We start from the raw sequence: 23,567 nt of genomic DNA on the forward strand, positions 1-23,567 counted from the left end.
GTCGAGGAGTCTCAGCTCCGCGAACCGGACGGCGGGTGGTCCCGCCGCGCCGGACGACAGGGCGCCGGACTTCATACGCGTTGCCTCAAGGCGTGCAACGTTGTACGTAACGATAAGCGCCACACACCGCGATGGCAAGAGGGTGTTTGGCTTCCCTCAATCCGCGGGGTGCCCCCCAGCGCCGAAATCCGGTTCCCGATTCCTTCAATCCGGCGCCGGTAACGGCGGTGCCAATGGCCTTCCCATCAGTTCCTTGCCAGCAACGGGTGACACGGGGCCGGGTATCGGCATCCATCGTCGGGACGCAAACCAGCGCCAGATGAACACGCGGCGCCCCACCCGCGGCATTGCCGAATTCGAAGCCAGAGCCGCTTGACCGTGTGAGCGGCATCACTGTAACCTCCGTTGAAACGTTCCATAGAGGACGTTCTCCACACAACCGCCGATTGATTACGCCTGTCCTCGTGCGGTGCTGGAGATCCCCATGAAGGAGGACCATGACCATTCATTCCACTCTCGCCCGCCGGGGAGGAACCGGTGCCCTCGCAGTAACGTTGCTGCTCGCAACCGGGCTCGGCACAGCGGAACCGGCCCGGGCCGCCACGCCCGAGTGCGCCACCGTTGCAGGCGCCATGCAAGTGAACGCCGACTGCATCGACCCGGCCTATGCCAAACCAGTTATCGACAGCGAAACCGACGAAACGTCGCCCACGCCGCACCACCGTCTCCGGGGCCATTTCGACGGCACCAACATCCAGTTCACCATTTACCTTCACTCACAACAGGACAAAGCGAAGTGGCAGGGCCGCTTCTTCCAGTACACCTACCCCACCGCGTTCACCCCCGAAGAGGACACCTCGCGGGCGGACGACCGCGCCATCGGGTTCGCGCTCTCCAGCGGCGGGTACGCCGTTCAGGCCGGAAACAAATCCCTGGCCCTGGGGTACAGGCACACTGCTGCAGCCGCAAAGTTTGCGGAGACGGTGGCCTCGAAGTACTACGGCGTCAATCGGCCCATTTCCGGGTACCTCTACGGACCAAGTGGGGGCTCGTACCAGACGGTTGGCGCCGCCGAGAACACTATCGGCATCTGGCGGGGGTTCGTGCCGATGGTGCAGGGAGTGCCGCAGCCAACGAGCTACAACTTCCAGGGCCGGTCCGCCGCTGAGCTCATCCTCGGGGCCAAGGCGGACCAGATCCGGAATGCCCTGCTGCCCGGCGGCAGTGGTGACCCATATGCCGGCCTCGACGAGGCCGAGCGGGCCATGCTCAAGGAGGTCCACGCGCTCGGCATCCCATGGAAGGGCTGGGAGTACCCCGACTATCTGCTAGGCCGTTCCGACCAGTACCCTAATGGCCTCGCCTCCAGCGCTCCGCTTCCCGCTGACCCGACCTACGCCGACGACTTCTGGAACGCCCCGGGGTACCTCGGCACCGAGAACTCACCGCTGGGCGGGCGGGTCCGGGCCGAACTGGCCAAGATGGGCGATTCTGTCGCCAACCGCTGGAACATCGCGAACCGTTTCTATTACCGTTACCAGACCCCTCCCGCCAGTGAGGGCTGGGTCGGGCTCGATCAGTTCCGCAAGGCGGACGGCACGCCGCTCTATCCGCAGCGCCCCGTGAAGGATCCCGGCTTCTACGGCTTCGTCTCCGGAAACACCGCCTTCGACGGCTCCATCACCGGGAAAGTCATCGCGGTGTCCAACCTCTACGACACCGATGCCCTCCCGTGGCACACCGACTGGTATCGCCATCGCGTGGAGGCGAGCCTGGGCAAGGCTGCCGCGGAAAATTACCGGGTCTACTTCAACGACCACGCCGATCATCAGAACGCGCCGGTCTCTGGAGAACGGGCGAAGCATCTGGTCAACTGGTACGGCATGGCCGAGCAGGCGCTCCGAGACGTTGCCGCATGGGCCGAGGACGGCGTGAAGCCACCTGCCTCCACCAACTATCAGGTCCGGGACGCTCAGATCGTCGTGCCGGACAACGCCGATGCCCGCCGGGGGATCCAGCCCACCGTCGACCTCACCAGTCAAGGCCAAGACGCCGCCGCCGTTAAGGCCGGACAGGCCGTGACGTTGAATGCCAGGGCGCAGGTGCCCGTAGGCGCCGGAAAGATCGTTAAGGCGGAGTGGGACCTTGAAGGCGACGGCGTCTACACTGACGCCCCGCTCAGCCGGACCGGGAACGTAGTCACACTCCAGACCCGGGCATCCTTCGATAAGCCGGGCACATACCTGGTCGCGCTTCGGGTGTCATCGGAACGCAACGGCGATCCGACGGCCGAGTTCGCGCTGGCGCAAAACCTCGACCGGGTCAAGATCGTCGTCACGCCCGCCGGTTAAGCACCGGGACTCTCGACCAGAGTCACGACAGCAACCCCAAAGGCCTGAACAGGTCCCCGGAACTCGGACTGCGACAATCAGTTCGGCTTCCGGGGACCTGTTTGCTGGCCTGGGACTTCCGACTTCCGCCCGCCAGTCCTTCGCGCGGACGGCCATGACCGCAAGTACCCTTTGCGTCGAAGCAATGGGAAGCCGATGAGCGAGACCAACGTCCAGCGCCAACGCGTGTCACCACCGTGGGCGTGACCAAGCATGCTGGAGTCTCGACGGCCTCCGCCTCGAAAGTCCTCCGCAACACCTACGGCGCCAGTGAGTCCACGCGCGCCCTGCGTCCAGGAAGCGATGAACGAGCCCGCCTACCGTCCCCACAGGCCCGCGCGGGGCACGCGGGGGCGCACGTTCACCGTCGTGCCAGCCTCTCCAACATTGAAAACCCCTTCTTCAGCCTCATAGTCGAAGGCATCTCAAGCGTGATCAGCCCCCAGTCCTATGAGCTGTTCGCCTCGCCCAGCGGCTTCGAAGTGTCGCCACAGTGGCCTGGATCTAGTGGTTGATGGGCAGGGGTTTGGCTTGTCTCGAGGGTGCCGGTGCCCCACTCGTGTCCCGCGGTACCAGCTGGGGTGCAATCACATAGTGGGCTGGCTGGGTGCGGCCCTCGATGCGTTCGAGGAGGAGCCTGGCGCTGGTGGCTCCGGTGAGCTGGCCTGACTGGTCGACAGTTGTCAGTGAGATTCGGCCGATGGCTGACACGGAGATGTTGTCGTAACCGGTGACGGTGAGATCTTGCGGAATCCTTAGCCCGCGTTCTTCGGCCGCCCGGAGAACGCCGAGGGCGGCGATGTCTGCTCCCGCGAAAATGGCGGTGGGCGGGTCGTCTCCAGACAATGCCTGGGTGGCAGCTTCGTAACCGCCCACCTCGGAGTAGGTAGTTTCGATGGTGTCCGGGACGAGGCCGTGTCGCACCATTGCCTGCTCATAACCGTTCCGGCGCGCCGTGTGTGACAGGACGAAAGGCTCAAGACCACCCGAAGGCATCCCGGTATGTACGATGCGTTCGTGACCGAGCCCCACCAGGTGGTCAACCATGAGGCGGGCGCCTTGAAACTCGTCATCGACAACCGTGTCGAAATTGGCGGCGGTGCCGTGGCGGGCTACGACAACTGTGGGGATCTTCGCGCCCAGTTCCTCAAGCCACTCAGCTTCCATCCATGGCGCGACGAGAACGAGACCGTCCACTTGTCGATCCATCAATGCCTCGATGCTTCTCTTTTGCCGTGCGGGGGAAATGCCCCCCGCCACGAGTACCTCTTGGTAAGGCGTCGTTTCGAGGGCGTCGGTAATTCCTTGAACCACCTCAGGCTGGAACGGCGAACTCATCTCCACGATCATGACGCCAACGGTGTAGGACTTTCCACGCATGGCCCTTGCACCGGCATGGGGGCGATAGCCGAGCTTTTCGATAGCCGCGGTGACGCGCTCCCGCATCTGCGGGCTGACACCGGACGCCCCCCGAATGACCTTGGAGACCGCCGAAAAAGACACGCCTGCTTCGCTGGCAACGTCCTGAAGCGTCGCCCGGCGCGGCTTCTCGGTGTTAACGGTCCGGTTGGGTGTCACCCTCGACCCCTTCTATCTGTCGTCATGGCATAGCCAGTGTATCCCGGTAAGACAACGTTGCACCAGAGCGTCCCCAGCGAGCGGCAAGGCGTGGCGAAAACCTGGCGGCAAATCCGTAAAAACCCTTGAATTTCCTGCATTTACACGGCTTCATGTGAGCCAAGCAACTAAAGAGCCTTGACGATCACGGAAGGCGTGTCCTATCGTTTTCACGGACAACGTTGCACGCCGCAGAAGCGAGCCTCGCCCTTGGCGGATTTGGCGGCCGTTGCGGGCAGCGTTCCTGCCTCTCACAACAAAGGAGTTTTTATGCGACGCACACGACGACGTGCCCTTGTCGCCCTTGCGGCCCCCTTGGCTATTGGGCTCGCCGCCTTGACCGGCTGCACGAGCGGCGGCCAGGGCGGTACCACGGCCGGCGGCCCTGGTAGCAAGGATGTTCTGACCTTGGCCATGACGGCTGATATCCAGGGTTGGGATCCGGGTGTCCAGCCCGGCTACCAGGGCTGGAGTGCGGATGCAGTGTGGGATTCACTTCTCCGCTGCGACAAGAACGGCAAGCCCGAGGCATCGTTGGCTGACAAATGGGAGTTCAGCGCCGACCAGAAGACAGCCAAGCTGCACATCAGGGAGGGCGTAAAGTTCTCCGACGGGACACCGGTGGACTCTGCTGCGGTCAAGGCCAATGCTGAGTACTACGCCACGGCCGGCGGTGCATCCAGCCGGTGGGCTGGGATCAAGGTTCAGACACCGGACACCCAGACTGTGGCCATCTCCTGGCCGGCACCGAATCCCCTTCTTGCCCTGCGCATGTGCGAGTCCAAGATCGCCACCCCCACCTCGATTTCCTCCAAGAAGTTCGACGTCCCGGTTGGTTCCGGTCCCTATACACTCGATGCCGCTGCTACGACGCGCGGTTCTGTGTACACGTTCGTCAAGAACGACTCCTTCTGGGACAGCGCCCGGTTCCCGTACAAGAAGCTGGTCCTCAAGGTCCTGGAAGACGAGACGGCGGCCGTCAATGCCCTCAAGACTGAGCAGATCGATGGCACGATCGTCTCCTCTGCCACTCTCGAAGAGGCAAAGGGCGCCGGTGAGAACATCCAGACGCTCAAGGGCAGCAGCACCACGCGGCTGCTGATCACTGACCACCTGGGGAAAAAGATACCCGCTTTGGGTAACCTCGACGTCCGTAAGGCCATGAACATGGTCTTTGACAGGGATGCAATGTCCCAGAAGCTGTACCAGGGCCATGCATCGCCGGCAAACCAGATTTTCCGCGAGGGAAGCGACGCATACATCCCGGACATGAAGGACCCTTACCCCTTCAATGTCGACGAAGCCAAGGCACTCATGGCCAAAGCCGGCTACGCGGACGGCTTCACCCTGCAGATCCCCACCATGACCGGTCAGAACCATGAAACCCTGATGCCGTACATCACCCAGCAGCTGGCCAAGATCAACATCAAGGTAGAGCAGGTGGCCCTGTCAGGACCGAACGCCATCTCTGAACTTCTCAGCGGCAAGTTCCCCGTCCCGCTGTGGCAGCTGGGCAACTACGGAGAGTCCCTGCAGGACATCAGCGACTATGTTCTGAAAGACGGCATCTGGAACGTTTCCCACCAGCCTGACGCCAAGGTGGAAGCGTTGTGGAAGAAGGTACTCACCGGCTCCGAAGCCGAGCGCAAGCAAGCCGAGCAGGACCTTAACCGGTACGTCACCGAGCAGGCCTGGTTCGTTCCAATGGCGTACATGGACCGCTTCTACGCGTCAAACCCCAAGGTAAACCTCCAGGAGTCCAGCGACTTCTCCGGTCTGCACCCGCTTCTGCGGGACTTCCAGTAACCACACCAGAGACCCGGCAACCACGATGATGCTACTCAAAAGCCTTTTCCGCTCCGCGGCGATACTCCTCCTTGTCAGTTTTGCAACCTTCTGCCTCATGTTCGGCAACGGAACGGGCATCGCCCGGGCGATCCTGGGCTACCAGGCCACAGAGGCTGACGTGCAGCGCAAAGTGGTTAGTCTGGGCCTGGACCGCCCGTTGCTGGTGCAATTCGGCGACTGGCTGGGAAAGGCAGTCACCGGCAACCTCGGCGAGTCGTTCTTCACGGGACAGACCGTGACGTCCGCTCTCTCGACGAGGGTGCCGGTGACCCTCACCCTTGTCATTCTCACCCTGATCCTCACCCTGATCTTCAGTGTGCTGCTCGGCGTGGCAGCGGCCGTCTACGGCGGCTGGCTGGACCGTGTGCTCCAGTTCGTATCGGTGCTGGGCGCCGCGGTGCCGCCGTTCATCATTGCCATCGCACTGGTCTTCACCTTCGCCATCGCCGTCCGCATCTTCCCAGCTACCGGTTACGTTTCCCCTGACCGAAGCTTCAGCGGCTGGATTCTCTCCGTAACGCTCCCGGTGATTGCACTGCTGATCGGCTCCGTGGCCAGCGCCGCCAGCCAATTCCGGGGTGCTGTTCTTGATGCACTGTCCAAGGACTTCGTGCGCACGCTGCGGGCACGTGGACTCAAGGAATCCCACGTGATCTTCAGGCACGTACTCCGGAACGCCGGAGGACCGGGCCTGACCGTCCTTAGCCTGCAGACCCTGGGACTGCTGGGCGGTGCGATCTTCGTCGAGCAGGTCATGGCACTTCCCGGCATGGGGCAAATGGCCAACCAATCAGCGCAGCAAGGGGACGTGCCGATGGTGATGGGAACCGTCGTGGTGACGATCATCATCGTGCTGTGCGTGAACTTCCTTGGTGATCTCGCCAACTCCGTATTGAACCCGAAAGCGAGGACCCGATGAGCGCCGAAGCAAGCATGATAGACACAGCAGCCGAGGTTTCCCCAGCGGGCCGCTCCGTCCTGCGGCGCCTGCTGACAAACCCCCAAGGCATTATCTGCATCGCCTTCCTGCTGGCCGTCATACTCTACGGCGTTCTCAGCCCCCTTCTGGCCCCCTACCAGCCAAACCAGTCTGACCTTGATTCCGTGAACGCCCAGCCCTTCTCAGCCGGGCACCTGTTCGGCGCCGACCGTGCAGGACGGGACATCCTTTCCCAGCTGATGTGGGGCACCAACGGAACCCTGATGGGCTCGATGCTCGTGTTGGTGATCGCCGTCCTGCTCGGCGTCACGACCGGACTGCTCTCGGGCTTCTACAGGGGCACATTCGAGGCCGTCGCGGGCTTCGTCACGGACGTGATCATGTCCCTGCCCAGCATCGTCCTGCTGATCGCACTCTTCGCACTGACGGGGCCGAACGTCATGGTCGCCATGGCCGTCTTCGGTGTCCTCGTGGCCCCGACCTACTACCGGTTGGTCCGTGCCGTCGTCCTTGGCGTCAGGACCGAGCTTTACATAGACGCCGCAAAAGTCGTAGGCCTGCCGGATCAGCGCATCATCGGCCGCCACGTCCTGTGGGCCGTCCGGGCCCCTGTTGTCATCCAGAGCTCCTTCGTCGCCGCGGCAGGTATCGCCATCCAGGCCGGCGTGGAGTTCCTCGGACTCGGTGACCCGGAGCAGCCTTCCTGGGGCGGCACCCTGCAGAACGCCAACAGCAATATCTACAACAACCGGTTTGGTGTGCTGTGGCCGGCACTGCTGATCAGCCTCACCATCCTCGCCCTCGTCCTGCTCGGGAACGTCCTGCGGGACGTCCTGCAGACCTCGGCCCATAACAAGACGCTAGAAAAGTCACGCCGGCGTGAGCTCCTTGGCCAAGCCCAGAAGACCCGCAAGACATCCTCCGCGGCAGCGCCGGGCGAGGCCCTCCTCTGCATTCGTGGCCTGAAGGTCGGTTATCCCGACGGGCCGGACCGGGTCCGCACGGTCGTGCACGGCGTCGACCTGGATGTCCGGCGCGGCGAAATCCACGGCCTCGTAGGCGAGTCGGGGTCCGGTAAGTCGCAGATGGCCTTCTCAACGCTGGGAATCCTGCCCAAGGAAGCTCTTATCCTTGGCGGCAGCATTTACCTGGAAGGGGAGGACCTCCTCGCCGACGACAAAGCACTCAAGCACGCACGCGGCCGCCGCATCGGCTATATCCCGCAGGAACCTATGTCCAACCTGGACCCGTCCTTCACCATCGGCGCGCAGCTGGTCTACGGACTGCGGGCCGTCAAGAAGATCAGCACCAAGGACGCCACGAAACAACTGACCGATTTGCTGGCCAGGGTCGGCATTCGAAACCCGGAGAGCGTCATGCGCTTATACCCTCACGAAATATCCGGAGGTATGGCACAGCGCGTGCTGATCTGCGGAGCCGTTGCCGGGGACCCCGACCTCATCGTGGCAGATGAACCCACCACCGCTCTGGACGTCACGGTGCAGGCCGAAGTCCTCGAACTCCTGCGAGAGCTCAGCACGGAGCGCGGTCTGGCCATGATCCTGGTGACGCACAACCTGGGCGTCGTCGCTGACCTCTGCGACACCGTGAGTGTCATGAAGAACGGCCGGATCGTCGAACGAAACGATGTCGAGTCCTTGTTCGCCGAACCCGAGCAGGAATACACGAAAGCCCTGCTCGAGTCATCCCGCCGGGTCGAACTGATGGAGGTGTAAAAGATGACCACTTCAACACTTCAGGTAGAAAACCTCGTGGTGACCTATACAGGACGCCATGGCCTCTCCAAGACCGTAATCGATGACGTCAGCCTCGAACTGAAGGCCGGCGAAACCCTCAGTCTCGTTGGTGAATCCGGATCGGGCAAGACCACCATCGGCCGCGCCATCCTCGGGCTCGCACCGGTGACCAAAGGCTCCATCAGGTTCCGGGGCGAGACCATCAGCAATATCTCGCGCTCACAAAGGCGGAAAGTCGCGCGCGGCATCCAGGTGGTCTTCCAGGATCCCTACTCGTCGCTGAATCCTTCCATGACCGTAGAGGACATCCTGGTGGAGCCCATGGCCGCCGCAGGTGCGTCCGGTGGCCGGCAGCGCGTCCGCGAACTGCTTGATTCGGTCGGGCTTCCCAGCGACTCCGGCAGCCGCTATCCAAAAGAATTTTCCGGAGGGCAGCGCCAGCGCATCGCCATCGCCAGGGCGCTGGCCCTGGACCCGGCCGTGATCATCTGCGATGAGCCAACCAGCGCCCTCGACGTTACTACCCAGGCACGCGTCCTGACTCTCTTCAAGGAGTTGCAGGAGAAAACCGGCGTCGCGTACCTGTTCATCAGCCACGATTTGGGCGTGGTGAACTCCATCAGCGACCGTATCGCCGTCCTGTATCAAGGATCCGTTGTGGAAATTGGAGAGGCCGACCAGGTGGCCCGCGCACCGCGTCACGGCTACACCCGGCGATTGCAGATGGCAGCCCCTGTTGCTGACCCGAAGAAGCAGCGGGAACGCCGCGCCGCACGCCTGCAGCTTCTGGCCGCCGAAGAGGCGGCCGAAAGCCGAAGCCGCGCTGCCGTTCAGCTCTGAGCCCGCAGCCAAGCCCGCTGGTCAGCTCCCGGTACAGACCAGCACTCGACACAATCACGTCTGGAGACACCCATGGCACATGCTGCCGCTCCCCAAGGCCTTCGCTTTGAACAGCGCACCGAACCATCGCCCGTCATCGGCCTCGGCACCGGCACCCCCCGACTCTCGTGGTTTGTGCCGGCCGCCGAATCCGGTTACACCCAGACGGCTTACGAGATCGAGGTGACCCGTGGCAGCGGCGTCGAGGCCTACCGTGTGGAAAGCCCGGAGCAGGTGCTGGTTCCTTGGCCAGCACCGGATTTGGCCTCCAGGGAGTCGGCAACGGTGCGCGTGCGCGTGGCCGATGATGAGGACTGGAGCGACTGGAGCGAGCCTTCGACCGTCGAGACCGGCCTTCTCAACGCTACTGACTGGCTCGCGGACTTCATTAGCCCCGTTGAGATCGGCGCCATCGGGATGCCGGCACCCCTGCTCTCCGGCGCCGTGGAGGTGCCAGGCAACATCGCCAAGGCCCGGCTCTACGCCACCGCGCACGGCATCTACGTCCCTACGCTGAACGGTCACCGCCTCGATAACACGGTTCTCGCACCCGGCTGGACCTCGTACGAACACCGTCTGCGCTACCAGACGTACGACGTCACCGCGCTGCTACAGCCCGGCACCAACAACATTGGCATGCTGCTGGGCAACGGCTGGTACCGCGGCCGCCTGGGCTTCGAAAACAAGAGCGCCGTCTACGGCAACCGGCTCGCGGTGCTGGCCCAGCTTGAGGTCACCATGGTGGACGGCAGCACCCACGTCTTTTTGTCCGACAGTTCCTGGACGGCCTGCAACAGCCACATCGTTGCAGATGACCTCTACGACGGGCAGCACACGAACCTGCGTGCGCGCCCGGAAGTGACATCCGCTAAGACCAGCGCGGTCGAGATTCTCCCGGCAGATCACTCCCTGCTCGTCGCCCCTGAGGGGCCGGCCATCCGGCCGACGGACGTGCTCCCGGCACGCTCGGTGTTCCTCTCGCCATCGGGTAAGACACTGGTCGACTTCGGGCAGAACCTCGTGGGATGGGTCCGCCTCCGGACGCGCGCGTTGCCGGAGGGCAGCGAAGTCGTCATCCAGCACGCCGAGGTTCTCGAAAACGGTGAACTGTGCACCGGGCCTCTGCGTACGGCGAAAGCTACAGATTCCTATGTCCTCGCGGGGGCACCCGAGGAAATCCTGGAGCCATCGCTCACCCTGCACGGATTCCGGTACGCCGAGGTCACCGGCGTGCCCGACCTGAAGGCCGAAGACATCGAAGCCGTCGTCATCGGATCAGACCTGAGGCGCACCGGATGGTTCTCGACTTCGAACGAACTACTCAACAGGCTCCATGAAAACGTCAACTGGAGCATCCGCGGAAATTTCGTTGACGTGCCCACGGACTGCCCGCAGCGGGACGAGAGGCTCGGCTGGACCGGGGACATCCAAATATTCGCCCCCACAGCCTCCTTCCTGTACGACATCGGCGGATTCCTTGACTCATGGCTGCAAGATCTCGCCGCCGAGCAGCTGCCCGACGGGTCAGTTCCCCACGTAATACCCGACGTCATCCATTCCGACTTCACCTCCGCCCCCACTGCTGCCTGGGGCGACGCCGCCGTGCTGATTCCGTGGACCCTGTACCAGCGGACGGGCAACCGGCAGATCCTGGAACAGCAGTACACGAGCATGTGCGCGTACGTTGACAAGGTCGCCTCATTGGCCGGCCCCGATATGTTGTGGACCGGCGGGTTCCAGTACGGCGACTGGCTGGACCCCAGCGCACCACCGGAGGACGCCGCCCGCGCCAAGACCGACCCGGATGTCGTAGCCACAGCGCATCTGGCCCGGTCGGCTGAGGTCCTGGCCCAGGCCGCCGCCGTGCTGGGCCGTGCGGAGGACGCTGCCACCTATTACAAGCTGTCGGCAGAAGTCCGCGCTGCGTTCGCCCGCTCCTATGTGACCCCAGCAGGACGGATTCTCTCTGACACCCAAACGGCGTACGCCATGGCCCTCGAATGGGCACTGCTTCCCAGCGAAGACCAACGCCAGGAAGCCGGACGCCGGCTGGCAGACCTGGTGCGCGTCAGTGGTTTCCGCATCAGCACAGGATTCGTCGGAACGCCCCTCGTCTGCGACGCACTCACCGCAGCCGGTGAAATCGACGTGGCCTACCGGCTGCTGCTGCAAACGGGTTGCCCCTCCTGGCTGTACCCCGTCACGATGGGCGCAACCACCGTATGGGAACGCTGGGACAGCCTGCGTCCGGACGGCAGTGTCAACCCCGGCGGCATGACATCCTTCAACCACTACGCTCTAGGGGCCGTGGCAGACTGGCTGCACCGCAGCGTCGCCGGCCTGGCGCCCGCCGAGCCCGGCTACCGGAAGCTCAGCGTTCACCCACATCCGACGGCCTCACTCAGCCATGCATCCGCACGGCACCTCACCCCGTACGGCGAGGCCTCCGTAGAATGGCGGCGTGCAGGGGGATACCTGACCCTTGACCTGACCGTGCCCGTCGGAACCACCGCCGATGTCCATGTCCCCGGCATGCGCGAATCGGAAGTCGTCCCGCACGGAACCTACACGTGGACTGTGGCTGATCCGACTCCGGACGCCGGCGAAGGCAGAGCGATGACCATCCGGGAACTCCTGGACCGTCAGCCCCTAACGTGGTCCGCAGTCGTCGATGCAGCGGTCGAGACCGGCATCGCCCCCGAAGGCGAGGCCCAGGCGGCCGATAAGCTCGCCAGATATCTTGACGAGCCGGTCGGCAACCTCGGCTACGCGTTGGTTCCCGAACCATGGATCAACCGCTCCGTCCCCCTCCGGGAGAAGGTCGCAGAGATACTGAAGGGCTCGGGTTCATGAGATGTCATCAACGCAGCTCTCCCCGGACCACCAAGCTGTGGCACCGCTATGCGCAACCACAGCGGGCGGCGTACGGCGGCGCTCCGTGGGCGACTGAGTGTACTGGGTAAAGAAACGAAGGTTCTCCACCTGAGGACCACTGATCCGCAGTTTTCGCGGCAGGAAAATCAATCTGACTCTTGTGAGGAAACAGGATGACTTCTTCCGTGAAACCGGGCGAGACAAACCGGTACACAGCGGCGGCGAGCAGTGAACGCTTACCGATGCTCGGTCTGCTGACGCTTTCCGGGGCGATGTTCGTGTCGATGGCTACCGAATTCTTACCCAGTGGACTTATCCCGCAGATCGCCGCCGACTTTGGCCGGTCACCGTCCGAGGTCGGAAACATGGTGACCGTGTTCGCGCTGACGGTCATTCTCACCGCGGCACCCCTGGCGGTCCTGACTCGACGGGTCCCGCGAAAGACGATGGTATTGATCGCGTTTGCCCTGATCGGTGCGGGCAACGTCATCCTGGTCCTGGCGCCAAGCTTTGACGCTCTCCTTGGCGCCCGGATCCTCGGGGCACTGGGGCATGGCGTTTTTTGGTCCGTGGTGGCAGCCTACCCGGCGTACCTCGTGCGTCCCACCCAACTGGCCAAGGCCATGGCCATCACGGCGGCAGGCGGGTCCGTCGCCGGCGTCGTCGGCACACCTGCAGGCAACGCCTTGGGGCAGATTTTTGGGTGGCGGATGGCGTTCGCAGTGCTTGCTGTCCTGGTCCTGATGTTCTCCCTGCTCATGCTGTGGTTGCTTCCGTCCGTCCTCACGAGCGGTGCCAGTGCAGCCACTACAAAAGCCGGGCCGGTTGGACGGGACAAGAGCATACCTGCGGTCCTGGTTTTATGCCTGCTGATCCTGATGGTGGTTTCGGCGCAGGTCAGCTTCGGGACCTACAGCGTCGTGTGGCTGCTGGACGTGGGGCATTTGCCGCCGGCCGGGGTTCCGGTCATCCTGTTTGCCTCCGGTGTTGCCAGCGCTGTGGGCGTGGTGGTGACGGGTGCGCTCTATCGGAAGTTTCCGACCCTAATGTTTCTGGCCTCCCTGGCATTGCAGGTCGTCATCCTTTGCGCCGTTCCCCTCGCGGCCGGCACGGATTCTCAGGTGTTTGTCTGGATCCTGATAACCGTGATGGGAGCCGTGTTCGGGGGCATCCCGGTCATGCTCCAGACGCGCATGATGCAGTCGGCGTCTGTCCGAGCCCGCAACCTGGCCGCAGCCCTTCAAACCACGGCTTTCAATGTCGGCATCGGAGGCGGGGCATTCACGGGCGGCGTCGTCATCGACCACCTGAGGCTGGAAGTCCTGCCATTCTGGGCGGCGATCTGCATGTTCGCGGCCACGTTGGCCGCGACCATGTGGGAAATCTACAGCAAACGGCGCCTACAAGAAGCGCGCAAGAGAGAGGTAGCAAGCCATGGCTTTCATGAGTGAGCACACAAAGGCCCGTCTGGTCCTTGACTATGACGCGGGACGAACCGCCCTGGCAGAGGCCTTGCCCGACGTCGTAAGCAACCCGGACAAATATGGTGGGGCCCTGGACCTCCCTATTGGAGCTCTGGCAACGGTTTTCCGGGTGAAGGAAGCAGCTCAGGAGCGGCTGTGGAAGCAGCTGTCCACCATTGAAGTGCCGGACCGCGTGGAGGTGCCGCCGGTGGAACCCAACCCTGAATACGAAGGTGAGGGCGTTCCCAAAGCATCGGCCCGGATCACTGTTCCCGCGGCCGGCAGGGTCAATGAGACCGTCGAAATTACCCTCGATGGACCTTCGCACGCGAACCCGTTTACTGACGTGGAACTGGAAGGCTTCTTCACCCTTGACGGAGTTGAAGTTCGTGCCGGCGGTTTCTACGACGGTGATGGCCGTTACATCATCCGGTTCCTCCCGGGGAAAGCCGGCAGCTGGCAGTTCCGGACCGTGTCCACTGCCCGGTCTTTGGACGGCCACACCGGAAACATCGGCGTAGAGCCCGGACAGGCACGCGGCCCTGTGCGCGTCGCCGACACTTTCCATTTCTCCTATGCCAATGGCGAGGTCTACCGGCCCGTGGGCACCACCTTGTACGCGTGGACGCATCAGAGCCCCGAACTGCAGAAGCGGACGCTGGAAACACTGTCCTCGAGCCCGTTCACCAAGGTGCGCATGTGCGTCTTCCCCAAGGCGTTCATCTTCAACGACAACGACCCTGACCTCTATCCATTTGAGCGGGACGGCGAGAAGTGGGACACGACCCGCTTCGACGCGGCGTTCTTCCACCACTTCGAAAGCCGCATCCGGGACCTGGCAGAACTCGGCATCGAGGCAGATGTCATTCTCTTCCACCCCTACGACCGGTGGGGGTTCCAGGACCTCGGTGCTGCCGCCGACGACCGCTACCTGCGCTACGTGGTCCGGCGCCTTGCCGCCCTTCCCAACGTGTGGTGGTCCCTGGCCAACGAGTACGACTTCATGACTACAAAGATGCCTCAGGACTGGGAACGCTTCGCGAAAATCGTGGGCGAGGAAGACCACGCCACCCACCTGCTGTCCATCCACAACGGCACCCGGATTTACGACTTCTCAGCAGAATGGGTCACGCATTGCAGCCTGCAGAAAGTCGATTACTACAAGACCGCCGAAAACGTCCCCGATCTGCGCGACACATGGGGCAAGCCGGTCATCATGGACGAAATTGGCTACGAAGGCGACCTCGAATACGAATGGGGCAGCCTCTCAGCCCAGGAGGTTGTGCGCCGAGCATGGGAGACGAACCTCCGCGGCGGCTACTACACCCACGGCGAGACCTACTACCACCCGGAAGACGAACTGTGGTGGGCCAAGGGCGGAGAACTGGTCGGCGAAAGCGCAGACAGGATCGCTTTCCTGGACAAACTCGTAGCCGAATCCCCCACGGGCCGGCTGGAACCGCTGCCCCTCACGTCCCCCACTCCGGCGGGCGGTGTAGCCGGTGAGTACGAAATCCACTACAACGGCTTCAGCCAGTACCGGTATGTCACGCTCGAGGTACCGGAGGGCCAGGAAAGCGTGATTGACGTGATCGACACCTGGGCGATGACGATCGACACGCTGGCCGGGACGTTCACTGGGCGGCAACGCATCGAACTGCCTGCCCGGCCGTTCATGGCTGTTCGCGTGCGGGCCAGCAAGGAATCGTGATGACTATCAACCGTAGGCGGCTCTTCGCAGCGTCTGATGCCGTGGAGTCGGGTGACTGGCGGGCCGAAGTACGCAACGACGAACTCGCCGAGATCAGCTACCGCGGCATTCCGGTGCTGCGGGGGATCCGGGCGGTTGTCCGCGACCGGGGCTGGCACACGCTGGTCCCGGTCGTGCAGGGCATGGTTCGCGTTCCCGGCGATGGCGCTTATTCCCTGCTCCTCGACGTGGATTTTGACGGATTTGGCTGCCGCTATAGAGCCAAACTTGCTTTCATTTTCTCGGCCCAAGGCCTTGAGGTGACCTTCCACGGTGAAGCTCCCGCTGCCTTCCAAAGCAACCGCATCGGGTTGGTGGTGCTCCACCGGCCCGACGAGGCTGGCCGCCCGGTTGTCATCGAGAGTACCCGCGGCCGCCGCGCGCCCTCGAGGTTTCCCAAGGAAATCAGTCCGCACCAACCGTTCCAGGACGTGGCAGCGATGGAATGGGAGCGTGACGGGGCTAATTTCCGGCTCGAATTCACCGGCGACGTTTTTGAGACGGAAGACCAGCGCAACTGGACCGACGCCTCGTTCAAAACCTACAGCCGGCCGCTGGCCCTGCCCTTCCCCATGGATGTCCCGGCCGGCAGCCGCCTCAGCCAGTCCATAACACTAACAGCATCAAGGTCCGCGGGACGGGGACCAAGCATGCCGGCTCCGCCTGACGAAGAACTCGCTGTCACCATGGACCCAGCATCAGTGGTTCCGGCCCTGTCTGTATCGGCCGCGGCCGTAGCGCGGGAAGCCGGATTGCCTGCTTCGTTGCCCGGGCTGGAGTCCCTTTTGGTGGAACTGGTTGCCGGTTCCCCTGCCGTGGAGGAGCATGCCCGGCAGGCAGTGGAACAGGCCACAGCACTCAACGTCCCCTTGGACGTCCGTCTGAGCGTTGAAACCACGGAACAGATTCCCGCGCTCCTCGGGCTGGTCCCGGCACACCGCGTCATTCGGCTGGGTGTATTCGACTCGAACAGCCACGTTACGGAGCCGGCATTGTGGGATGCGCTCAAATCAGCAGCGGACCGGTCGGGCTTCGGCGGCCAGCTCATCGCAGGAGCCCGCTCGCATTTCACGGAGCTCAACCGCAACGCCCACCTTCTCCCCTCAGGGGCTGGGGCTCTGACCTACAGCATCACACCGCAAATGCACGCCACTGAAGTGCCGCACCTGGTAGAAAGCCTGCCAATGCAGAGAACGACCGCGGTAAATGCTCTCCGGATCTCCGGTGGACGTCCGCTCCACATCGGCCCGATCACGCTCAAACCGAGGTTCAACGCTGTGGCAACCTCCGCGGGGGATGACGAGGCAACAAGCGAACAAACGGCTGATCCGCTCCAAGCTGACCCGTTCACCGCCGCATGGCTGCTGGGCAGCATCGACGCGCTGAGCATTCCCGGCGTCGAGGGCATCAGCTACTTCGAAACGTCAGGCCCGCACGGCATCAGTACCCCGACAGGACTGACGCCGGCAGGGGAACTGCTGGCCGCCTTGGCCGCCCATCGTGGCCGAAACATCCTCCAGACGCGGGGAACCCGGCACGGCCTCGTCCTCTACCCGGTGCAGGCAGACGACGGCATCACTCTATTCGCCGCCAACCTGACGCAGGAGCCGATGAAAGAGGTTGTGCAGCTGCCGGACGGCCGAGCCGACCTGGTCCTTGAACCCTGGACCGCCACCATCCAACATGCCAGACCAGAAGGAAGAACCAGATGAACAGCAACCGACTCGCCGGAAAATCAGCTCTCGTTACAGGGGCCGGCTCCGGAATCGGGCTGGCCGTTGCCCACCGATTCATCGCAGAAGGCGCCAAAGTCTATTTCGCCGACATCAATCTCGAGGCGGCGGCGAAGGCAGCTGCCCAAACAGGCACCGAGGCTGCGGTACCGGTACAGATGGATGTCTCGGACGAGGCCAGCGTGCGGGCCGCGTTTGACCGAGCGTCCGAGGACGCGCAGCTCGATGTCGTCGTAGCCAACGCAGGGGTCCAGCTGTTCGGGCAGGATGCCAGGGTGGGGGACCTGGACCTGGATGTGTGGGAACGGACCGTGACGGTCAACCAGCGCGGAGCATTTCTGACGCTGAAGTACGCAGTCCGTGCAATGGAAAACCGCGGAGGGTCGATCATCTGCACAGGAAGCCCCACCGCCGTTGTCGCCTGCGGGCAGACTTTCACCGCGTACACCAGCTCGAAAGCCGGGGTGCACGGGCTGGCGAGGGTCGTCGCAGCCGATTACGCGGCCTCGGGGATCCGGGTAAACACCGTAGTGCCCGGGTACACCGAGACACCCCTGGTCCAGACAATCGCGACCGACCCCATCAGCCGTGCCGGCCTCGTAGAAGCCACGATGCTCGGAAGGGCAGGCACGGCACCTGATGTGGAGGGAATCATGGTCTACCTGGCCAGCGACGAGTCCGCATACGCGACGGGCGGGGTCTTCACTGTCGACGGCGGCCTGACGGCTCGCTGAAAAGACCTGGCGCCATCTTTCTCCTAGGAACATGAATGATCATTGAACAGCCGAACGGCGACTACCTTGCTGGCCGAACTGAAGGGTCCTTCGACGGCACGGACTCCGGGAGGTCGGAAAGCGTCATGGCCGCGTCAAGCGGATCCGTGGGTCAACAGGACACTCTTCAATGTCCGTGATTGACGTGGCACGGCGCGCAGGCGTCTCCACGCAAACGGTGTCCCGGGTAATCAATGGGAGCCCGGACGTTCGCGAGAGCACGCGGCAGAAAGTTGTCACGGCCATGAACGAGCTCGGGTACCGGCCAAACGGTGCCGCGCGGGCGCTCAAGAGGGGCAGTTTCAAGACCATCGGAGTGATCACGTTCTCACTTTCCTCCCTCGGAAACGTGCGTACGCTTGAGGCCATCGCCCGGCACGCTGCCCGGCACGACTTCGCCATCACGCTGATCCCGGTAACAGCCCCCACGCAGGCCGGGATTCAAGGGGCGTTCTCCCGCACCGGCGAACTGGCTGTCGACGCGGTGATCGCCATCATGGAGGTCCACCTCCTGGAGGACGCGACGGCGACGCTGCCCCCGGGAGTGAAGATCGTCGTCGTGGATTCCGACGCGGGCGACAGCTACAGCGTCGTGGACACCGACCAAGCCGGCGGCGCGCGGAAGGCCGTCCGGCACCTCCTGGAACTCGGACATGAAACCGTTTGGCACGTCGCCGGCCCTGAGGAGTCCTTCGCCAGCGAACGCCGCGCGGCGGCCTGGCGCACCGCCCTCACCGACGCCGGCAGGCCCGTCTCGCCCGTACTGCGAGGCGACTGGTCAGCCGATTCCGGCTACGCAGCCGGGCTCCGGCTCGCCGACGAACCCGGCTGCACCGCTGTTTTCGCTGCGAACGACCACATGGCCCTCGGCCTGCTCCGCGCCTTCCGCGAAAAAGGGAGATCGGTCCCGGAGGACATCAGCCTGGTCGGCTTCGACAATGTCCCCGAAGCTTCCTCGTACGCCCCGCCGTTGACCACAGTGAGTCAAGACTTCGCCGACGTCGGCAAACGGTGCGTCGACAACGTCCTAAAGCAGATCAGCACCAACTTCACCGAACCTGGCGTCACCCTGGTCCCCACCGAACTCATAATTCGGTCAAGCACCGCCGTTCCATGCCCCAGGCCTGCACGGCGGAAACGCCCTACCCAATTCACTGCCTAATTCCCACTAACCCCCGAAAACCCCGAGGAGACGATATGCCTGCCGCTGACACCAGTCAGTTAGACCGGCGCGCAAACGCCGATACAGAAGTCATCGTCAAAAACGGGAGACAGCCTGTCAGACTGCGTATTTACCCGGCAGCCGCTAACGACACGAAGCCTCATGCAGAACCCGGCGCAGGTTTGGTATGGGTGCACGGGGGAGGATTCGCATACGGTGACCTGGACATGCCAGAAGCACACCGCACCGCCGAACTATTCGCCGCCCGCAACATAACAGTCATCAGTGTCGATTACAGGCTCTGTCAGGGCGGCACGACCTTCCCGGCGCCCTCGGACGACGTCCTCGCGGCCTGGAGGTGGACGACTAGGCACGCCGGTCACCTGGGAATCGACCCGGACAGGTTGATTATGGGCGGGGCAAGCGCCGGCGGGAACCTGGCCGCCGGCGCCGTTCTCCGGCTCCTTGAATCTTCAGTCGAAGAACTTCCCCGGGGCCTTTTCCTGGCCTATCCCACCCTGCACGCAATCCAACCACCAACACCCGATGACATAAGAGAGCTCCTTGCCCGTCTTGAGAACCCGTCCGTCTTCTCAGCACCCAACGTGTTGGACATGTACCTGAACTACCTTGGCGGGCCGATCGCAGACGCACCCGGCCGCAATCCCGGGCACTGCTCGTATCGACCAACTGCGTGGATTCCCTCCAACCATCATGGTCAATTCAGAAGCAGACGAGCTGCGCGTCTCGGGGGAGGCCTTTGCGGCGGTGCTGCATGCGGCAGGAACCCGCGTAGACACGTTTACTGAACAAGGAACTGAACACGGACACCTCAACCACCCGGATGAAGTGTCCGCCGTTCGCAGTGTGGAACGGGTCAAGGAATGGCTCACCCAGCTAACAGACACCAGCCGTGAAGCACCCGTATCCAGCCACCCGACACCCCTTCCGCAAGCAACACTTCGCTCACCTAAGAAAAGATCCAAAATGCCGTTTACAAAAGACTCCAGGCTCGCAGATATCCTGGGCGACGCTCACGCGTCCCGTGTCCTTGATAACCATATTCCCGGGTTCGCGACTTGGAACGACTGGTCGCTTTCCCCGCTGGCTAAACTCGATGAAGTCACCCACTGGGCCCGAGGAGTCGGAGACGACACTCCGGACCTGACAGCCCTCTGGGCTGAGCTGGCAACCTTGGAATCATCCCCGGAAACCGCACCGGCCAGCGGCCCGCCCGTCCCAACGAACCCTGACCGTACAACCGGAATAACTGTCACCTCACCTGTAACGGTCCGGACCCAACAATGGGGAACCGCCGAACTCCAACTGCAAGGCCCCTCCTCGGGCAACCCGTTCATAGACGTGGAGCTGCACGCCACCTTCCGCTGCGGCAACGAGAGCGTTCGGGTGGGCGGTTTCTACGACGGCGACGACACCTACCGCATAAGGTTCATGCCCCCCAAGACGGGGGACTGGCAATTCCTGGTTACCTCCAACGCCCCCGCCCTGGACGGCATTACCGGAACAGTGCAAGCCACCATGCCCGGCGCCGGAAACCACGGCCCAGTGGTTGTCAGGGACACATTCCACTTCGCCTACAGCGACGGCACCCCGTACTTGCCTCTCGGCACCACCGCGTACGCCTGGACCAACCAGACGCAGGAATTGCAGGAACAGACACTCCGTACCCTGTCGGCGTCCCCATTCACCAAAATCCGCATGTGCGTGTTCCCCAAATCGTATTCCTACAACTCCAACGAACCGGACAGCTACGCATACGAGAAGACAGAGGACGGCGCCTGGGATTTCGCGCGCTTCAACACAGCGTTTTTCCAAAACCTCGAGCAGCGGATTCTGGGACTGCAGGAACTCGGCATCGAAGCTGACCTGATTCTCTTCCACCCGTATGACCGCTGGGGCTTCTCCGACATGCCAGCATGGGCGGACGACTTATACCTGCGCTATCTGGTACGAAGGCTCGGCGCATTCCGAAACGTATGGTGGTCCCTCGCCAACGAGTACGACTTCATGACCACCAAGCAGGAAAGTGACTGGGAGCGGTTCGCCGCAATCGTCGGCCTGAACGACCACACCGGCCACCTGCTCTCCATCCATAATGGGGCAGCCTTTTACGACTACACCCGCCCCTGGGCCACCCACTGCAGTGTTCAGCGCACCGACAACTATCTCTCCGCCGAAAACACTGACAAATGGCGTGAACAATGGGGCAAGCCTGTAGTGGTTGATGAAGTCGGATACGAAGGCGACGTCGCCGAAGGTTGGGGCAACCTCAGCCCCCAGGAACTCGTCCGCCGTTGCTGGGAAGGAGCAGTTAGGGGCGGCTACGTGAACCACGGGGAAACCTACCTCGACGAGCACGACATCATATGGTGGGCCAAAGGGGGGTCGCTCAAAGGTCAATCCGCGGAGCGTATCGGATTCCTGGCCCGGCTCATAGCCGAGGCCCCGAGCGGACGCTGGGACCCCATGGCAAGCGACTGGGACTCACGGACGGGAGGCGACAACGACCACCGGATAATCTACCTCGGCATCGGCCGCCCGCGGTTCCGTTCCGTCCTTGTTCCGGCCGGCGCTTCTTGGCATGTGGATGTCATTGACACTTGGAACATGACAATCACAACCTTACCGACGCCCATAAGCGGACGCGTGACCGTTGATCTGCCGGGAAGGGAGTACATGGCCATCCGGATCCGGCGAGCCTAAACTCTCATCCAGGTACGAGCGCATAGGCCCACCGATCACAGCTTTCGCCGCCGAAAACCATCGATCCCGTGAGGAACCAGGATGGCTTGTTCCGTGAAACGGGGCAGCGGAGCGTGAACAGCCGACGTATCCTGCGGCAAGTTCCCCAGGCCAGGACCTGGGTTCGCGGCACCACCGACCGCAATGTTTGGTGTGCCGACTCACTGAACCAGCACGGCAGGCACCGAAACGACACCAGCTCATCGAACCCAACGGCGGTCACCGCCGGGGTCCCTCCTGCAGCGCCAAGAGCACGAACAGCCGGTGGAGCGCGGTTACTGGGCGGCCAGCTGACGATCTCCCTTGCACGATTTCCCTGACTTGAAGGGCTCTCAAGGGGAGACGCTCTCTATTCGTTCCTTTGCAACCGACTGCCGGGCCAACTGTGCAACAACCCGTTGTCCAGTTGGTGTCGGTGACGGTCGAAAAGTGAGCCCTTGTGACGGCTTGTCGTCTTGGCTCACTTTTCGACCATCGCTGACAGTTGGCCCGAGTCACATCATCGTGTTGCTCAACATGGGAGGACAGCCGAGCAGCGGGACGCCCCTCGGCACTTCGTCGGGGCACGCTCTCTCAAAAACACTTCATATCAGGAACTGCTCCAGGAGCGCCATGCACGGACTTCATCCAGATGACGCCGCTAAGGCCCATCACACTTGTAGGGGGCCGCGCGAACGCTGGCATCCATCAGAGCGTCGCTCCGCTTGGTTCGTTCCCTACGTCAGGTTGGGGTGTGCTTCAGCACCACAACTGAAGAGGGAAGCGGCATCTGGTAGTCGGCTTGTAAATGCACGGCATTGGCACCAGCCCTGCCAACGCGCGTCTGCAGATAGCTTGTGCGATGCTTTAAGACTTTCGCTGGGAGGCCAGAATCTGTCGCGTCAGGTAAGCCAGGTACGGGCGAACTTAGCGGGCTGAACGGAATATAGCGGTGGCCTGGACGAAGGCTTTACCGGTGCTGCCTGGTTCGTCGCTGAACAGTTCGACGTCGACAACCCGCAGCGAGGAACCGGCGTGCCGCACCTGTGTTCGGGTGGCGATCGCACCTAATGCCGGACGCAGGTAAGCGGCCCGCAGCGACTGCAGGTCATAGCCGGTTCTGTCGGGCATGACTTGCTGGGCGGCAAAGGAGGCCATCATCAGCAAGGCGCCGCCGTGGAGGGCCCCTCGGGAGTTTCGGAGGAGGTCTTTTCGGGCAAAACGGAGACCGGGCACCAGCCTCTGGGTGATGGCGGGGCGAATACCTGGGCTGATCGGGGTTGCGGGGCCCGCAGCCAGCAATGCACCTAGAGAGGCCCCTTCCTCGTCCCCGAGCGGTTGCCTGGCTACCGCCTCGAAATGGCCCAGCCCCTCGGAGGTGTTTCCCTCTGCGCGTTGAAACCAACCGGTGGCCTGGACGTATTCGCTCCCGTCGGGTCCTTGGAGTGTTCCCGTTGCCATTCCGCCGGCTTCGTCGCCTGCCAGCGTGCGGGTCCAAGCTTCGAGGACGGTGCCGTCGGGACTGTCCGATAAACGGTGTGTGGAGTCCGGCCGGTTTTCATTATTGAGTGGTTCTTTCGAACCGGCCGGCGAAGGTAATAGCGAACGCGTTCAGCGCAGGCTTCCACCTCATCACCCA

At 63.0% G+C, this 23,567-nt stretch carries 14 protein-coding genes and 2 pseudogenes; 14 read left to right on the plus strand and 2 right to left on the minus strand.

The genetic code is table 11. The features are described from left to right. Window positions 1–497 precede the first annotated feature (497 nt). Window positions 498–2,351 carry a hypothetical protein gene (locus AC57BR_RS05490; protein WP_496358744.1) on the plus strand — a complete coding sequence of 618 codons (1,854 nt, stop codon included), beginning with the start codon at window positions 498–500 and terminating at the stop codon, window positions 2,349–2,351. 543 nt (window positions 2,352–2,894) lie between these two features. Here AC57BR_RS05490 and AC57BR_RS05495 read toward each other — a convergent pair. Next, window positions 2,895–3,968, minus strand: coding sequence for a LacI family DNA-binding transcriptional regulator (locus AC57BR_RS05495; protein ID WP_496358745.1), 1,074 nt, complete (start codon window positions 3,966–3,968; stop codon window positions 2,895–2,897). 309 nt (window positions 3,969–4,277) lie between these two features. Between AC57BR_RS05495 and AC57BR_RS05500 the strand changes: the two genes are divergently transcribed. The 13 genes and pseudogenes from AC57BR_RS05500 (at window position 4,278) to AC57BR_RS05560 (ending at window position 21,910) form a co-directional block, all read left to right on the plus strand. Beyond that, entirely contained in the window at window positions 4,278–5,813 is a 1,536-nt protein-coding gene (locus AC57BR_RS05500) for an ABC transporter substrate-binding protein (protein ID WP_496358746.1), read from the plus strand. A 28-nt stretch (window positions 5,814–5,841) separates the two neighbouring features. Next, on the plus strand, window positions 5,842–6,774 hold the full coding sequence (locus tag AC57BR_RS05505; protein WP_496358758.1) for an ABC transporter permease: 933 nt from the start codon (window positions 5,842–5,844) through the stop codon (window positions 6,772–6,774). Continuing rightward, complete coding sequence (locus tag AC57BR_RS05510; RefSeq protein WP_496358747.1) at window positions 6,771–8,531, plus strand: dipeptide/oligopeptide/nickel ABC transporter permease/ATP-binding protein; 1,761 nt, start codon at window positions 6,771–6,773, stop codon at window positions 8,529–8,531. Before AC57BR_RS05505 ends, AC57BR_RS05510 begins: the two co-directional genes overlap by 4 nt. Before the next feature lie 3 nt (window positions 8,532–8,534). Then, a complete protein-coding gene (locus AC57BR_RS05515) occupies window positions 8,535–9,392 on the plus strand; it encodes an ATP-binding cassette domain-containing protein (protein WP_496358748.1) in 858 nt (285 codons plus the stop codon). A gap of 72 nt (window positions 9,393–9,464) precedes the next feature. After that, window positions 9,465–12,284: a family 78 glycoside hydrolase catalytic domain gene (locus tag AC57BR_RS05520; RefSeq protein ID WP_496358749.1), complete on the plus strand. Its 2,820-nt coding sequence runs from the start codon at window positions 9,465–9,467 to the stop codon at window positions 12,282–12,284. Window positions 12,285–12,478: 194 nt separating this feature from the next. Beyond that, window positions 12,479–13,756: an MFS transporter gene (locus tag AC57BR_RS05525; RefSeq protein WP_496358750.1), complete on the plus strand. Its 1,278-nt coding sequence runs from the start codon at window positions 12,479–12,481 to the stop codon at window positions 13,754–13,756. After that, entirely contained in the window at window positions 13,749–15,479 is a 1,731-nt protein-coding gene (locus tag AC57BR_RS05530; protein ID WP_496358751.1) for a DUF5605 domain-containing protein, read from the plus strand. The genes AC57BR_RS05525 and AC57BR_RS05530 overlap by 8 nt, the downstream gene beginning before the upstream one ends. After that, a complete protein-coding gene (locus tag AC57BR_RS05535) occupies window positions 15,479–17,230 on the plus strand; it encodes a D-apionate lactonase family protein (RefSeq protein WP_496358752.1) in 1,752 nt (583 codons plus the stop codon). The genes AC57BR_RS05530 and AC57BR_RS05535 overlap by 1 nt, the downstream gene beginning before the upstream one ends. Continuing rightward, on the plus strand, window positions 17,227–17,985 hold the full coding sequence (locus AC57BR_RS05540; RefSeq protein WP_496358753.1) for an SDR family NAD(P)-dependent oxidoreductase: 759 nt from the start codon (window positions 17,227–17,229) through the stop codon (window positions 17,983–17,985). The genes AC57BR_RS05535 and AC57BR_RS05540 overlap by 4 nt, the downstream gene beginning before the upstream one ends. Window positions 17,986–18,154: 169 nt before the next feature. Further along, window positions 18,155–19,186 (plus strand): LacI family DNA-binding transcriptional regulator, encoded by a 1,032-nt coding sequence (locus tag AC57BR_RS05545; protein ID WP_496358754.1) that lies wholly within the window; start codon window positions 18,155–18,157, stop codon window positions 19,184–19,186. A gap of 227 nt (window positions 19,187–19,413) precedes the next feature. Further along, window positions 19,414–19,761: pseudogene (locus AC57BR_RS05550) on the plus strand (alpha/beta hydrolase); the annotation flags it as partial. Between the two features lie 55 nt (window positions 19,762–19,816). Then, window positions 19,817–19,957: pseudogene (locus tag AC57BR_RS05555) on the plus strand (alpha/beta hydrolase); the annotation flags it as partial. A 216-nt stretch (window positions 19,958–20,173) separates the two neighbouring features. Further along, window positions 20,174–21,910, plus strand: coding sequence for a DUF5605 domain-containing protein (locus AC57BR_RS05560; protein WP_496358759.1), 1,737 nt, complete (start codon window positions 20,174–20,176; stop codon window positions 21,908–21,910). A 945-nt stretch (window positions 21,911–22,855) separates the two neighbouring features. Here AC57BR_RS05560 and AC57BR_RS05565 read toward each other — a convergent pair. Continuing rightward, window positions 22,856–23,389 (minus strand): PaaI family thioesterase, encoded by a 534-nt coding sequence (locus AC57BR_RS05565; RefSeq protein ID WP_496358755.1) that lies wholly within the window; start codon window positions 23,387–23,389, stop codon window positions 22,856–22,858. Window positions 23,390–23,567 lie beyond the last annotated feature (178 nt).

The sequence above is a fragment of the Arthrobacter sp. BGA-UO-ETr-C19 genome (assembly GCF_059568005.1).

Bases quoted from the DNA above. Each gene is read 5' to 3' on its own strand.
- AC57BR_RS05560 (WP_496358759.1), top strand. From the start codon at position 20,174: ATGCCGTTTACAAAAGACTCCAGGCTCGCAGATATCCTGGGCGACGCT.
- AC57BR_RS05525 (WP_496358750.1), top strand. From the start codon at position 12,479: ATGACTTCTTCCGTGAAACCGGGCGAGACAAACCGGTACACAGCGGCG.
- AC57BR_RS05505 (WP_496358758.1), top strand. From the start codon at position 5,842: ATGCTACTCAAAAGCCTTTTCCGCTCCGCGGCGATACTCCTCCTTGTC.
- AC57BR_RS05545 (WP_496358754.1), top strand. From the start codon at position 18,155: ATGTCCGTGATTGACGTGGCACGGCGCGCAGGCGTCTCCACGCAAACG.
- AC57BR_RS05530 (WP_496358751.1), top strand. From the start codon at position 13,749: ATGAGTGAGCACACAAAGGCCCGTCTGGTCCTTGACTATGACGCGGGA.
- AC57BR_RS05540 (WP_496358753.1), top strand. From the start codon at position 17,227: ATGAACAGCAACCGACTCGCCGGAAAATCAGCTCTCGTTACAGGGGCC.
- AC57BR_RS05565 (WP_496358755.1), bottom strand. From the start codon at position 23,389: ATGGCAACGGGAACACTCCAAGGACCCGACGGGAGCGAATACGTCCAG.
- AC57BR_RS05500 (WP_496358746.1), top strand. From the start codon at position 4,278: ATGCGACGCACACGACGACGTGCCCTTGTCGCCCTTGCGGCCCCCTTG.
- AC57BR_RS05510 (WP_496358747.1), top strand. From the start codon at position 6,771: ATGAGCGCCGAAGCAAGCATGATAGACACAGCAGCCGAGGTTTCCCCA.
- AC57BR_RS05515 (WP_496358748.1), top strand. From the start codon at position 8,535: ATGACCACTTCAACACTTCAGGTAGAAAACCTCGTGGTGACCTATACA.
- AC57BR_RS05490 (WP_496358744.1), top strand. From the start codon at position 498: ATGACCATTCATTCCACTCTCGCCCGCCGGGGAGGAACCGGTGCCCTC.
- AC57BR_RS05535 (WP_496358752.1), top strand. From the start codon at position 15,479: ATGACTATCAACCGTAGGCGGCTCTTCGCAGCGTCTGATGCCGTGGAG.
- AC57BR_RS05520 (WP_496358749.1), top strand. From the start codon at position 9,465: ATGGCACATGCTGCCGCTCCCCAAGGCCTTCGCTTTGAACAGCGCACC.